Source organism: Rothia sp. HMSC073B08 (assembly GCF_001812975.1).
In the GTDB taxonomy this organism is placed as follows: Bacteria; Actinomycetota; Actinomycetes; order Actinomycetales; family Micrococcaceae; genus Rothia; species Rothia mucilaginosa.
Map to the genome: position 1 here is coordinate 39450 of NZ_KV811057.1, position 14083 is coordinate 53532.

At 60.1% G+C, this 14083-nt stretch carries 10 protein-coding genes and 3 tRNA genes; 9 read left to right on the forward strand and 4 right to left on the reverse strand.

From position 1 onward, the window contains the following. Nucleotides 1–112: 112 nt before the first annotated feature. Complete coding sequence (locus tag HMPREF2884_RS02975; RefSeq protein ID WP_070615500.1) at nt 113–1561, reverse strand: NCS2 family permease; 1449 nt, start codon at nt 1559–1561, stop codon at nt 113–115. Nucleotides 1562–1906: 345 nt separating this feature from the next. After that, nucleotides 1907–3373 carry an NCS2 family permease gene (locus HMPREF2884_RS02980; protein ID WP_070615504.1) on the reverse strand — a complete coding sequence of 489 codons (1467 nt, stop codon included), beginning with the start codon at nt 3371–3373 and terminating at the stop codon, nt 1907–1909. A gap of 364 nt (nt 3374–3737) precedes the next feature. On the opposite strand from HMPREF2884_RS02980, the gene HMPREF2884_RS02985 reads away from it, so the two are divergent. Together HMPREF2884_RS02985 and HMPREF2884_RS02990 are read left to right on the forward strand one after the other, a co-directional pair. After that, nucleotides 3738–4103, forward strand: coding sequence for a DUF2218 domain-containing protein (locus HMPREF2884_RS02985; RefSeq protein WP_070615506.1), 366 nt, complete (start codon nt 3738–3740; stop codon nt 4101–4103). A 312-nt stretch (nt 4104–4415) separates the two neighbouring features. Further along, nucleotides 4416–5819, forward strand: a complete 1404-nt coding sequence (locus HMPREF2884_RS02990) for an FAD-dependent oxidoreductase (protein WP_070615509.1) — start codon at nt 4416–4418, stop codon at nt 5817–5819. A 356-nt stretch (nt 5820–6175) separates the two neighbouring features. Here the strand turns inward: HMPREF2884_RS02990 and HMPREF2884_RS02995 are convergent, their stop codons facing one another. Next, complete coding sequence (locus HMPREF2884_RS02995; RefSeq protein WP_070615514.1) at nt 6176–6757, reverse strand: hypothetical protein; 582 nt, start codon at nt 6755–6757, stop codon at nt 6176–6178. A gap of 1037 nt (nt 6758–7794) precedes the next feature. Here HMPREF2884_RS02995 and HMPREF2884_RS03000 point away from each other — a divergent pair. From HMPREF2884_RS03000 to HMPREF2884_RS03030, 7 genes are all read left to right on the forward strand, one after another. Further along, a tRNA-Glu gene (locus HMPREF2884_RS03000) sits at nt 7795–7867 on the forward strand. Nucleotides 7868–7935: 68 nt separating this feature from the next. Next, nucleotides 7936–8009: transfer RNA gene (locus HMPREF2884_RS03005), tRNA-Asp, on the forward strand. A 73-nt stretch (nt 8010–8082) separates the two neighbouring features. Then, nucleotides 8083–8155 (forward strand) — tRNA-Phe (locus tag HMPREF2884_RS03010). Nucleotides 8156–8512: 357 nt separating this feature from the next. After that, nucleotides 8513–9292: an ABC transporter ATP-binding protein gene (locus HMPREF2884_RS03015; protein ID WP_305793935.1), complete on the forward strand. Its 780-nt coding sequence runs from the start codon at nt 8513–8515 to the stop codon at nt 9290–9292. Further along, entirely contained in the window at nt 9289–10038 is a 750-nt protein-coding gene (locus tag HMPREF2884_RS03020; RefSeq protein ID WP_070615520.1) for an ABC transporter permease, read from the forward strand. The genes HMPREF2884_RS03015 and HMPREF2884_RS03020 overlap by 4 nt, the downstream gene beginning before the upstream one ends. A 3-nt stretch (nt 10039–10041) precedes the next feature. Beyond that, entirely contained in the window at nt 10042–10740 is a 699-nt protein-coding gene (locus tag HMPREF2884_RS03025) for an ABC transporter permease (RefSeq protein ID WP_070615523.1), read from the forward strand. A 5-nt stretch (nt 10741–10745) separates the two neighbouring features. Beyond that, nucleotides 10746–11711, forward strand: coding sequence for an ABC transporter substrate-binding protein (locus HMPREF2884_RS03030; RefSeq protein ID WP_070615678.1), 966 nt, complete (start codon nt 10746–10748; stop codon nt 11709–11711). Between the two features lie 144 nt (nt 11712–11855). On the opposite strand, the gene HMPREF2884_RS03035 is transcribed toward HMPREF2884_RS03030, so the two are convergent. Next, nucleotides 11856–13685, reverse strand: coding sequence for an alpha,alpha-phosphotrehalase (locus tag HMPREF2884_RS03035; protein WP_070615526.1), 1830 nt, complete (start codon nt 13683–13685; stop codon nt 11856–11858). Nucleotides 13686–14083: the final 398 nt, after the last annotated feature.

A 14083-nucleotide genomic window follows, 5' to 3' on the forward strand; every position in this document is an offset into this window, starting at 1 on the left:
AACCTACACGAGCGAACCAGATACGCCAAAGGCAGGCCCCTCGGCAGCTTGAAAACTTACATTCTCAGCCGCATCAGGAACCTGCCCTCAGCAAATATGTAGACTGTTGGACTTAGCTAGTCCAGCCGTTAATGATGCCCATACCGAAGTAGATCACGAACACCGCGGAGACCAGGTACATCAGCCAGTGCACGTCCTTACCGCGGCCCTGCACCAGGCGAATGAAAGTGTACGCCACGAAGCCTGCACCAATACCGTTCGCAATCGAGTACGACAGCGGCATGAAAATAATGGTCAAGAACGCCGGAATACCCAGACCCCAGTCGGTCCAGTCAATATTCACGGCCTGGCGAATCATCAGGAAGCCGACCACGACCAGCGCCGGAGCAACCGCCTCGAAAGGAACGATGGTGACCAGCGGCGAAATGAAAATCGCCAGCAGGAACAGCACACCGGTCACAATGTTCGCAAAGCCGGTGCGTGCACCCGCACCAATACCGGTAGCGGATTCCACGAAAATCTGGTTCGCCGAACCGGACGCGCCACCACCGATAACGGAACCGAAAGCGTCCACGAGCAGGACCTTGTCGATGTCCTCAACCTTGCCGTCCTTCATGGTGCCAGCCTCAGCGGCAAGACCAACCGAAACGCCCATCGCGTCGAAGAACACGGACAGCAGAATGGTGAACACCAGCAGCGAAGCAGCCAGCGGACCGATGTGGGTGAATGCGCCGAACAGGTCAGCGGAACCGATGAGGGAGAAGTTCGGGGTGGTGAACTTCATGTCCGCCAGGGAAGGCACGTTCAGCGACCAGCCGGTTGCCGACTCCTTCACGGAACCGGAGGGGACAACCGCCTCCAGAATCAGGGACAGTGCGGTGGAGGCGAGCACGCCCCACAGGATCGCACCCTTCACGTTACGGATGAACAGGGCGATGGTGAAGAACAGGCCGAAGAGGAAGACGAGGGTGGGCCAGCCGAGCAGGTGACCGCCCGCGCCGAGGCTCACCGGAACGGTGGTGCCAGCTGCGTCAGGCATGCGGCGGATAATGCCGGAGTCGACCAGACCGATAAAGGAAATAAAGAAGCCGATACCGACCACAATCGCGGTCTTGAGCGACTCGGGGACCGCCTCAAACACCGCGGTACGGAAGCCGGTGAGCACCAGAACGGTCATGATCAGACCGGCAAGAACGACCAGGCCCATGATGTCTGCCCAGGTCAGGTTCGGGGTGGTGGCAATGGTGGAGGCGAGCAGCGCATTCACGCCCAGGCCAGCCGCCATGGCGAAGGGCTGCTTGGCGATAACACCCATGAGGATGGTCATCACGCCGGCAACCAGCGCGGTCACAGCCGCGACGGGTGCGATACCGAGGGTGCGTTCGGATGCGTCCTTGCCGAGGCCGATGACGAGGGGGTTCAGCACCACGATGTAGCTCATGGCGAAGAATGCGGCGAGGCCGCCGCGGAATTCTGCGGCGATGGAGGAGCCGCGTTCGGAAATCTTGAAGTAGCGGTCGAGTGCGCTGGTGGGCGCTGCCGCCTTCTGGGGTTCAGACATGTGAGGATCCGTTGATGTTGTTCGGTGTGTACTGTTGCGCCGCCGGTTTCGCGGGTGAAGCTCGCGGGTAAATTTCACGGGCTAGGCTCGCGGGTAAATCCCGGGTTGGGCGCCACGATGGTTCAACCATTGTAGGCGCCGCCTCCTAGCTTGTGCCGTTGAAACGCGTTGTGTGCGGCGGTTCAGTCGGTGCTGTGGTGTTTCCCCGACCCCTGCACCCAGAATCGGTGGTTGGGGCAGAGGGAAGAATAGCGCAGGGCGGGGTACCGGCAACCCGAAGGTGCCGATACCCCGCCCTGATGGCGCCCGCGCCTCCACATGTGGAGGGTGAGGCACCTGATGTATTTAGTGCATCCAGCCGGTAATCAGGCCGTTAGCGAAGAAGATGAGGAACACTGCGGAAACCACGTACATGAGCCAGTGAACTTCCTTGCCGCGACCCTGCACCAGGCGGATGAAGACGTAGGACAGGAAGCCTGCGCCGATACCGTCCGCGATGGAGTATGCCAGCGGCATGAAGATGATGGTCATGAACGCGGGGATACCCAGACCCCAGTCGTTCCAGTCGATGTTCACTGCCTGGCGAATCATCAGGAAGCCAACGAACACCATTGCGGGTGCAACAGCTTCGAAGGGCACAATGGTGACCAGCGGGGACAGGAAGATCGCGACGAGGAACAGTGCGCCGGTGACGACGTTCGCGAAGCCGGTGCGTGCGCCCGCGCCGATACCGGTTGCGGACTCCACGAAGATCTGGCTTGCGGAGGAGGAGGTGCCACCGCCGGCTACGGAGCCGAGGGCGTCCACGAGCAGGACCTTGTCGACGTTCTCGATCTGGCCGTCCTTGATGGTGCCTGCTTCGGTTGCGAGACCGACGGAGGTGCCCATTGCGTCGAAGAACGCGGAGATGAGGATGGTGAAGATCAGCAGAACAGCTGCCATGCCGCCGAGGGTGCCGAAGGCACCGAACAGGTCAGCGGAGCCGAACAGGGAGAAGTTGGGCAGCTTGCTGGTGTTGGAGTCCCAGACGGGGACGTTCAGGGACCAGCCGGTGGGGGATGCCTGCGAGCTGCCGGAGGGCACGACCTTCTCCAGGATGATGGAGAGGGCAGTGGAGGCGAGCACGCCGTAGAGGATTGCACCCTTCACGTTGCGGATGAACAGCGCAATGGTGAGGAACAGGCCGAAGAGGAAGACGAGGGTGGGCCAGCCGAGCAGGTGACCGCTGACACCGAAGGAGACGGGCACGGTGGTGCCTGCTGCGTCGGGCATGCGGCGGATGATACCCGCGTTGACGAGGCCGATGAAGGCAATGAAGAAGCCGATACCGACGACGATTGCGACCTTGAGCGATTCGGGGACCGCGTTGAACACTGCGGTGCGGAAACCGGTCAGCACGAGGATGGTCATCAGCACACCAGCCCATACGACGAGGCCCATGATGGCGGGCCAGGTCAGTCCGGGGGTGGAGGCGATGGTGGTTGCCAGCAGCGCGTTCACGCCGAGGCCTGCCGCCATGGCGAAAGGCTGCTTGGCGATGACACCCATGAGGATGGTCATGACGCCTGCGACCAGTGCGGTCATTGCTGCGACCTGCGGTACGCCGAGCGCGTTGCCGGATGCGTCCTTGCCGAGGCCGATGATGAGGGGGTTCAGCACGACGATGTAGCTCATCGCGAAGAAGGTGGCGAGGCCGCCGCGGAATTCTGCGGCGATGGTGGAGCCTCGCTCAGTGATCTTGAAGTAACGGTCCAGTGCGCCCTTGGCCTCTGCCTTGGGGCTCTGGGGAGCCGCGGTGTTCTCAGAAGACATTCGTGAAAATCCGTAGATACTCATAGTCGGGGCGTGACTCGGGGTTCCGAGCCCGCATAAAAATAGTGTCACTTCCCGGTGTGTTGGGGAGGTGACACTGTTGTTACCGAAATATTCTACGGTTAAAGTTTCTCTAAGCGTTAATCCAGGAAATTCCCAGCTTTCGTTCAGAGATCTTTTGTGGGAGGCGTAATAGCGGTAACTATCTCTCGCCCCTGCGCGAACAATGATAGTTTGTTAGGTTAGTAGACCCTAAGTTTCTGCTATATTCGAGGTGAAACATGCGTCGCCGGATGCCAGGTTCCGTGTGGTGAGCCTTTTTCGGCATAGATGAGAATTCGGCATAGATGAGAAGGAGCCCACCGTGACTGAAACTCCCCAAGAAAACACCGCTGAGAATTACCCCGCCGCGGAATCCCTGCCGGTACGCCAGCGCGCCGTCGTAGCAACCGACCGCCCCGCCCGATACATCAAGCAGCTCGGCTCGCACATGGGCCGCAAGCTCGGCACTGCAGAACTGCCTGACGGGCTGCGCCTCACCTTCAACCGGGACGGCATTTTCCGCGGCTACGGTGACCTGCGCGAAGCCGACGGTGCACTCATCATGGAGGTACGCGCCGAAAGCGACGAGTTGGCTGCTGGTCTGGCGGATGTGCTGGACCGCCACCTGGTCCGCTTCGGTGAACGCGAGGAACTGGTCGTCACCTTTGAGGCGGTACCCGCCGCCTAAAACCGACCCCTAGTCTTCGTTACCCTGCCCCGCCCTCCTGCACCTCGGAGGGCGGGGCAGTTCTATGCCCGCTGCGTGCGGAGGTGCCCGGGGTCGGATGCGCCGCCCTGCCCGGATTAGGCGACCCCTCCTGAATTAGGTGACCCCGCCCGGATTAGGTGACAGAAAATTATCCTATTTAGTGGGCGAAGACATATAAGCCACCGAACACCCGTCAATCCCCGGTAAAATAGGCAAGAAGTGAACACTAAGCTCACCGCCTGTTCGCGCCGCACCGGGCGCCGGACGGTGAACTTCGAAAGGAAGATTTTCGTGTCTGAAGCAGCACGCCCCCTGCGCGTCGCCGTTATTGGTGCAGGTCCCGCCGGTATTTACACCGCCGACATCCTCACCAAGTCTGAAGAGGTCCGCACCGGCGCCGTCGAGGTCGCCATCGACATCTTCGACCGCTACCCCGCCCCCTTCGGTCTGATCCGCTACGGTGTGGCACCGGATCACCCCCGCATCAAGGGCATCATCACCGCGCTGCACAAGGTCCTGGACCGCGGCGACATCCGTTTCTTCGGCAACGTCGAATACGGCAAGGACCTGACCCTCGCCGACCTGCGCGAACACTACGACGCCATCATCTTCGCAACCGGCGCGATTTTTGATGCACCCCTGAACATTAAGGGCATCGACCTGGACGGCTCCTACGGCGCAGCAGACTTCGTCTCCTGGTACGACGGCCACCCCGACTACCCCCGCACCTGGCCGCTCGAAGCTGAGCAGGTTGCAGTGCTCGGTAACGGCAACGTCGCCCTGGACGTCTCCCGCATCCTCTCCAAGCACGCTGACGACCTGCTCGTCACCGAAATCCCCGACAACGTCTACGAGGGCCTGAAGGCTTCCCCCGTGACCGATGTGCACGTCTTCGGTCGCCGCGGCCCCGCACAGATGAAGTTCACCCCGCTCGAGCTGCGCGAACTCGCGCACTCCCGCGACGTGGACATCGTCCTGTACGAAGAGGACTTCCAGTTCGACGAGGCTTCGGAGGAAGCCATGGAGAAGAACGCGCAGACCAAGGTCATGATGAAGACCCTGCGCGGCTGGCTGGAAGACCAGAAGACCAACGAGCAGACCGCATCCCGCCGCCTGCACCTGCACTTCCTGCAGTCCCCGCACGAGATCCTCGGCGAAGACGGCAAGGTCGTGGGCCTGCGCATGGAACGCAACAAGCTCGACGGCAACGGCGGCATCATCGGCACCGGCGAGTACGTGGACTACCCCGTACAGGCTGTCTACCGCGCAATCGGCTACTTCGGTTCCGAACTGCCCGAAATCGGTTACGACGACAAGCGCGGCGTCATCACCAACGTTGAGGGTCGCGTCGTGGACGAGAACGGCGAGGTCGTTCCCGGCCTGTACGCATCCGGTTGGATTAAGCGCGGCCCCGTCGGCCTGATCGGCTCCACCAAGTCTGACGCACTCGAAACCATCACCCACCTGCTCGAGGACCGCGAGAACCTCTACACCGCACCCGAGCCGGAGGCAGAGGCGTTCAGCGCATACCTGGACTCCAAGGGCATCAAGTACACCACCTGGGAAGGCTGGCACCGCCTGGACGACCACGAGAAGGCACTGGGCGCCGCATCCAAGGATGCAGCCGGTGAGCCTCGCGCCCGCGTGAAGGTTGTGGACCGCGACGCGATGATCAACATCTCCCGCGGCGAGTAATCCGTACGTTGAGCACGTAGAGCATAGAAATCGACCCCGTACCGTGAACCGGTGCGGGGTCGATTTTTGTCTATATATAAAGAGGCGGGGGAGTAACGGGGAGGGCTCCCCGAAAGTGCTCGCCCGGAAGAGTTATCGAAAGAGCGGTTAAAGAAACCCACCCCGCACCATGAGGTCATGCGGGGTGGGTTGGGTAGGTGCCGAAGACACTCGAGGACATACCCTCCGGCTACCCGGACGCGCAGCGAGCCCATGCAGTGACTCCACGTGCGGCGCATCCCTTAACGGGGTCTAGAAAGCTAAAGAAACACCAAGATTAGCTCTCTAAACAAGCGCATAGCCGTACGGTGTGTAGACTATGCACACTTTTTGAGGACGTCTTCAATGCCCAAAATGGCCTTGAGTACGGTTTCAGTTTCAGTACCCAGCTTCTTGCGGGCTTCACCAGAAATGACGGCCTTCACGATGTTCTTGAAGGTCTTCCACTGCTTGAAGGCGTTAACGAGTGCCTTAATAAGCTTGTAAATGGCGATGCCCAGCTGAATGACAAACTTTGCAATACTGACAACGCAGGCAATAACACCAACGGGGGAGAGAGCTGCGTGGGCGCGTCCATCAGACTTACGAACAGCGGCCTTAGCGCTTGCAATCTGACGGCCTGCGTCAGTGCCCTGGACGGTGGTCAGGTTGCCCAGTGCGCTCTCAATGCCGCTGTTAACGCGGTTGGAGGATCCAGGCTTCGCATACTTCAAACGGGCAGGTACCTGCTCAAGGCGGCGCAGAATCAGCTTGAGCTGCTGGTCGGCAGTCATTGCCTTCTGCGGATGCGCCATCTGCTGCGCCTGCGCTGCGGGTGCAGCTGCACAACCGAGAGCGATGGTTGCGGTGCCTACGCCGAGTGTACGGAATGCCGTGCGGCGATTCATCGTTGCGGACACTGGATCCCCCTTCGGATCTCTATGCGGTTTATCGGTGCTGTAATGTGCGGTGACTTTACGTCTGGGGCTCTGGAAGTGGCCCCGTGCAAGGTCCGGAAGTGACCTCACGCCCTCTATAGTACGGTGCTCAAAGAGGGGGCTTCAAGCCAGTTCAGGGGGTATTTTCAGCCGGCTTTCATCTCTCCTTGTCAATCGCTAGAGGTTTATCAAATCTTTATATTTCTATGTCGTCATAATTGAGTAGATATCTGCACTGAGAGAAAAATAAGCGTCTGACAAGCCGGTTTATTGTATTCCCAAGAATGAATATTTGCATCTACGTGCATTCTGGTCTGTAGTTGCTTTGCGCGGCAGATTTTTGTGGGTCGCTTGAAGGTTGAGGCGAGTCTTGCTGAAGGGATGCGCCGCCAAGTTCACCGAAGATGCACCGCGGAATCCATCGCAGGATTCACTACAGAATTTGCCGCGCACTCCCTTGCGGTTTTGTGGCCCGGTCTGTGCTTGCTTGTGCACCTTATATCTGTGCCCCTTATATAGGGTGGGGGTAGATATGGGGGACGCCAGAAAGTATTGAAATTTTTTTAGAGATATTGTGGGGCTTTTGGGGCTGCCGTGAGGTGAGTGAGGGAGCGGAAAACGGATTTTCGGAACTCTTGTGAAGAGCTGTTTACAGGTCATTTGACTCTCTTCAACCCTCTTCGGAGCAAAATTTTGGAAGATTCTGAAGAAAATTTCTAGAAGCCAGAGTAGAAAATAGGGCTTCCTCGAGGCCTCTGCAGGCACCCAAAAGTCGCTAAAACCCCTCCAAAAGCTCCTGATATGGGGTGTTGTGAAGAAATTTTAAAATTTTTTGAAGTTTTTCTGAATCGTCATTGACAAGCTTAAACACATATGTGCCAGGCTATAAATGGTCGAAAATGGGGGTCAAAATCGGGTAAAATCGAACAAAACGGTTTGCACGCCTCCGCAAATCTGTCATAGACTAGTGGAGGTTCGAACGACGGGATGAAGAAAACGGAACCTGTTCGATCGACTAGGCCCCCATCGTCTAGCGGCCTAGGACGCCGCCCTTTCACGGCGGTAGCACGGGTTCAAATCCCGTTGGGGGTACTTGCAAATCTCACGATTTGCAAAGCCAAGTTAGATGATATAGAGTTTATTTCTGTTGATTCCAACAAGGCCCCGTAGCGCAGTTGGTTAGCGCGCCGCCCTGTCACGGCGGAGGTCGCGGGTTCAAGTCCCGTCGGGGTCGCTCTGGCCGCGTAAGTTCAGATGATTATTCATCCGAAGACGCGGTCATTGCGTATCTAAAAGTAAATACGCAAGGCTCTGTAGCTCAGTTGGTAGAGCGTACGACTGAAAATCGTAAGGTCACCGGATCGACGCCGGTCGGAGCCACGAAATCCGCCTCCAGGCTTCTACAGTGGGGCGGGTTTTGTTTTTAAAAAACTTTGCGGTTGCAGATACTGCAAAGCCGTCGAAAAGGCGGCATCTTGGGAATAAAACCCTCAGATGCCGCCTTTTTGTATATAGATTGTATACAGAGGCACCTGCCCTATAGCCACTGCAGAAAGCACCAACGCACCCATGACTGCCCAAAATTCAGCCGCCCAAAATTCAACCCACCAACGCCTAGAGGACTCACCCCAAATTCCGTGGGCAAAAAATGCTGCCACTGGTAGCACGCAGGCGGGCGGAATCCGCTTCGAGAACATCACCAAAAGCTACCCGAGCCGAACCGGTGAACCCACCACAGTGCTGCAGAACCTGAACCTGCATATTCCCGCCGGGCAGATTACCGTGTTCGTCGGACCCTCCGGCTGCGGTAAAACCACTAGTCTACGCATGATTAACCGCATGGTGGAGCCCAATAGCGGCACCATCACCATTGACGGCGTGAACGTGCACGAGAAGAACCCCTACGAGCTGCGCCGCGGTATCGGCTACGTGATGCAGCAGGGTGGGCTCATGCCGCACCGCACCGTCGCGCAGAATATTGCCACCGTACCGCGCCTGCTCGGCGCCTCCCGCAAGGAGGCGCAGGCGCGCGCCCTCGAACTGCTCAACGTGGTCGGTCTGGATTCTTCGTACGCCAAGCGCTACCCCTCCCAGCTTTCGGGCGGTCAGGTGCAGCGCGTTGGTGTGGCGCGTGCTCTCGCCGCCGATGCGCCCGTCCTGCTGATGGACGAGCCGTTCTCCGCGGTGGATCCGGTGGTGCGCACCGACCTGCAGAAAGAGCTGCTGCGCCTACAGGGGCAACTCGCCAAGACGATTGTGTTCGTCACCCACGACATTGACGAGGCGCTTCTGCTCGGCGATACAATTGCCGTCTTCGCGGAGGGTGGTCGCCTCGCACAGTTCGGTACTCCCGAAGAGATTCTCTACAGCCCCGCCGATGATTTTGTGCGCTCCTTCGTGAGTCGCTCCGTTGCCGGCCTGCTGGATGAGCAGACGGTGCGCCAGGCGCGTGCACGCCGACTTGCCGCCTCCCGAGAAGCGCAGAATGGTGCGGCAGAAGGCGAGAAAAGCGAATGAGTCTTCTAGGAAATGGTGTGCTCGCGGCACCACCTCTCGCCGTAAGCGATATGCACTGGGAGTGGGTCGCCACCAATAGCCAGCGCATCCTCGAGCTGACCCTCAGCCACCTCTACCAGGGCGTCGTGCCCGTCGCGATTGGTGCTCTCGTCGCGCTGCCGGTCGCCTACTACGCGAGCCGTCGCCGTGACCGCGGTTCCGAACGCCGCATCGGTGCGCGAACCCTCATGCACCTCTCCTCGCTGCTGTACACCATCCCCTCGATCGCACTGTTCGTGCTGATGCCGCTCATTCTGGGAACCTCCATTATTTCCCCGCTGAACGTGCTCGTCGCCCTGAGCCTCTACTCCTTCTCGCTCATGGTGCGCTCCGGTGTGGATGCCTTCGACTCCGTACCCGATAGCGTGCACGAATCTGCACGCGCCCTCGGATACACGCCCCGACAGGCGCTGATGGAGCTCTACCTGCCCCTCGCTACGCCCGTCATTATGGCGGGAATCCGCGTGGCAACCGTGGCAAATATTGCGATGGTGTCCGTGGGTGCCCTCATCGGTGTGCCCTCGCTCGGCACGCTCTTCACCGACGGCCTCGCGCGCAATATCCCTTCGGAGATCCTGGCTGGCGTGATCCTTAGCCTGCTGCTGGCACTGGTCCTCGACCTGCTCCTTATCCTTCTGACAAGGGCACTTACGCCCTGGCAGGCGGCTACGGTTGCGAACCGCCGCAGCCCCGAAAGGAAGGCATAACCCGTGAACATCATAGAACGAACCTTCGCCTACCTCATGGACGGCGCCAACTGGCAGGGAAACGGCGGAATCCTCGTGCGCCTGCTCGAACACCTGAGCGTCACCGCCCTCGCCACTGCCTGCGCGGCACTCATCGTCGTGCCCCTCGGCCTCTGGGCTGGCCACCACCGACCCTCCGACGGCGCTAATCGCCGCCACAGCAACCTGCTCATGAGCGCTGTAGCCGCCACCCGCGCGCTACCCGCGCTCGGTCTGCTCACCATCCTGGCGCTCTGGCTGGGCGTCTCAACCCTGCCCGCCCTCATCGTGCTCATTATTATTGCGGCGGCACCCCTGCTCGCCGGAGTTCTTGAAGGCCTCGCCGCCGTGCCGGAAGACCTCGTGGACGCAGCCCGCGCCCAAGGCCTGACCGAATGGCAGATTCTGACCCGCCTCGAAATCCCGCTCGCCGCCAACATGATGCTCGGCGGGCTCCGCTCCGCACTCGTGCAGGTCATCGCAACCGCGACCATCGTCGCCTACCTGAGCGGCGGAACCCTCGGCAGGTATCTTTTCGACGGGCTCGCCGTGCGCGATTACCCGCGTATGCTCGTCGCAACCCTGCTCGTGGCGCTTCTCGCCTTCGCGGTGGATGCGCTCATGGGCCTTGTGCAGCGTGCGCTCACCCCCGCGGGGCTCACCATCAACCGGAAGAAGGCATGAACCCGATGAATCAGACGCCTCAAACCTTCGCACGCCGTACCGTATCTCGTCGCACTGCCCTCACCGCCGCCGGAGCGTTCGGCATGGCGGGTATTCTCAGCGCCTGCGGGCTCAGCGGCGACAAAGTCTTCAGCGGCGAACACGAAGGAATCATCGTCGGCTCAGCAGCCTTCGCCGAATCCCAAATCCTCGCCGAAATCTACGCCGGAGCCCTCGCCCGGGCGGGATTCAATGCCCGCACCCAGCTGAGCATCGGCGCCCGCGAGGCGTACCTGGGGGCACTCGCCTCCGGTGCGGTGGACGTTATCCCGGACTACTCCGGAAACCTACTGCTCTACCTGGACCCGAAGGCTACAGCTAACACTGCGCAGGAGATTCTGCAGGCGCTACCCGCCGCCCTCGGCACCCTCACCACGGGTGGCTCCGGGGCTGAAATCCGCGCCCTGAACGCCTCCGAGGCGGAGGATAAGGACTCGCTCGTCGTTACCGCCCAGACCGCCCAGAAGTACGGCCTGCGAAGCCTTGAAGACCTCGCCTCCCGCTGTACGAACCTGAAGCTCGGTGCCGCCCCGGAGTTCGCCGAGCGTGCCTACGGCATCCCGGGTCTGAAAGAGAAGTACGGATGCGTCCCCGCCGAGTTTGTGCCCCTCTCGGATGGTGGTGGCGCGCTGACCGTCAAGGCCCTGCTGGATGACACCGTGCAGGTGGTTGACCTCTACTCGACCACCCCTGCAATTGAGCAGAATCAGCTGGTGGTGCTGGAGGATCCAAAGAACATGATTCTGGCTCAGCAGGTGCTGCCCATTATCAATACGTCGCGAGTTCCCGACTCTGCGGCGGAGGTTCTGAACCGTGTCTCGGCGAAGCTCACTACCGCTGATTTGCGCACTCTCAATGACCGTGTTTCGGGTACCTCTAAGCAGGAGCCCGCGCAGGTGGCTGCTACCTGGCTGAACGAGCACGGCTTCTAAGAATCCGCCTGCAATTCCGTATAAATTCCTCTACAGGAATGGGTATAAACAAGACCGACCTGGGAATATTCTAGAAATAGAATATTGCCAGGTCGGTTTATATCATCCTGCCCCACAGGCTAGGGGAGAGGCGCGGAACCGCTTTTAGCCCTCAATCAGCAGCGCCAGAGCCTCGTAGGGACGCAGACTCAGCGTCACCGTCTCAGCCGAATCAGATACAGCAGAATCGACCGCAGAATTCTTGTAATTACACACCAGCACGCGACCGGAACGAACAAACTCAGCCGGAACCTCAACCTCGGTCGGCTCACCGTAGAAGTTCGTCAGCACCAGCAGGCGCTGCGCCGGGCTACCGTTCTCAGCACTAGTCTCAGCGGGCAGCTCACGCAGGTACGCAAACACCCGCTCGTGATCCAGCGCGTAGGGCGCATACGAACCCACAGAAATGACCGGGTACTGCTTACGCAGGGCAATCAGGTTGCGGTAGTAGGGCAGAATCACGCCGTCGCGTTCCTCATCCTCCACCGAAATACCGGCACCGGTCGCCGCATCACGCACCGGGGCGGGAGCCAGCCACAGCGACTCCGAACCGAAACCGGCAGTCGCCGGATCCGCGGTCCACTGCATCGGCACACGCGAATTATCGCGAGCCTTCGACGCCACAATCTCCAGCGCCTGCTGCTCGCTCAGACCGCGCTCACGCAGCATCGCGTAGGCGTTGTGCGCCTCCACATCCGCGTACTGCTCGATCGAGGAGTAGACCGGGTCAACCATGCCGATTTCCTCGCCCTGGTACACGTACGGGGTGCCGCGCAGCAGGTGAATCACGGTCGCCAGCATGGTCGCCGACTCGGCACGGTAACGCTCAACGTCACCAAAACGGTTCAGCGCGCGCGGCTGGTCGTGGTTATTCCAGAACAGCGCGTTCCAGCCGCCGCCGGCCTGCATACCCAGTGCCCAATCGTTCAGAATCTGCTTCAACTCGGCAAAACGGAACGGCACCTTCGACCACTTCTCGCCGTTCTCGTAGTCCACCTTCAGATGGTGGAAGCTGAACACCATGTCTAGCTCGTGGTTTGCCGGGTTGGAGTAGCCCACGCAGTTTTCGATGCTGGTCGAGGACATTTCGCCCACGGTCACGGTGCCATCATACTGACCGAACGAGGCGCGGTTCAGCTGCTGAATGCGGGTGTGCACAATCGGGGTGTCGGTGTATTGTGCCTTGTCCACGGTGCCTTCGGGGGCGTCGAGCAGCTCTTCGTCCTTACCGATGACGTTAATGACGTCAAAACGGAAACCGCGCACACCCTTCTCGTACCAGAAATTCACGACCTTAAACAGTTCGTCGCGCACAGTCGGGTTGTACCAGTTCACGTCCGCCTGGGTGCGGTCGTACAGGTGCATATAGAACAGGGGAGTGCCGTGCTCATCCGTGTACTCGCCAAAGCGGGACCAGCAGGAGCCGCCGAACTTCGACTCCCAGTTGGTCGGTTCGCGCAGCTGACCGTCCTCGGTGTATTTGCCGGGGCGAATATAGAAATAATCCCAGTACTCGCGCTCACCGGCGAGCGCACGCTGGAACCACTCGTGCTCGGTCGAAACATGGTTGAGCACCATGTCGAACATGACGCCCACACCGTGCTCGGCGAGGGCGGCAATCATCTCTTCGACGTCCTTCATGGTGCCCAGGTCGGGGTTGATGGCGTAGTAGTCGGAGATGTCGTAGCCGTTGTCGTTCTGCGGGGAGGCGAAGAACGGGTTGAACCACACCATGTCCACGCCCAGGGAAGCAATGTAGGGCACCTTCTCGATGACGCCGCGCAGGTCGCCGTAGGCGCCACCCGCCGAGGAGTAGAAGGACTTGGGGTACACCTGGTAGATGACGGAGGACGCGAAATCCTTGCCGCCTGCCGGGGTGGTTGCCGGGCTGGTTGCCGGCGTGAGGGTGAGCGATGCGGTGGGTGCCTGTGTCATGGAAACCTTCTGAAACGTAAGCAGGGTTCAGCGTATATAAATCAGTGCGTTGGAAACGAACCGCACCGGTGCTACGTGTGGTGCTACGTATGCGCAGCGAGGCCCGTACGCGGCAGGCACGGCAGCCCGCCGCCTCCCGGTGCGTTCGCCGACTGAATATCGACGCCCGCAACCTGGGCTCATTCCAGATTAGGGGGCATAATGGTGGGATGTCCCCCGTCTACCCCAAAGGGGGCAATTCTGCCGCAGATCCGGCACAACCCCGTGGCCTCAACACTCCCACCGATAGGCGGTTGCAGGCTCGTGCGCGTTTCGATGTATGAAACCAAAGTGACCCTGAGCTGAAGAGCGTTGGACGCCGCGCGTAAAATCAGTACTTGCATCACTACGGAAGGTAA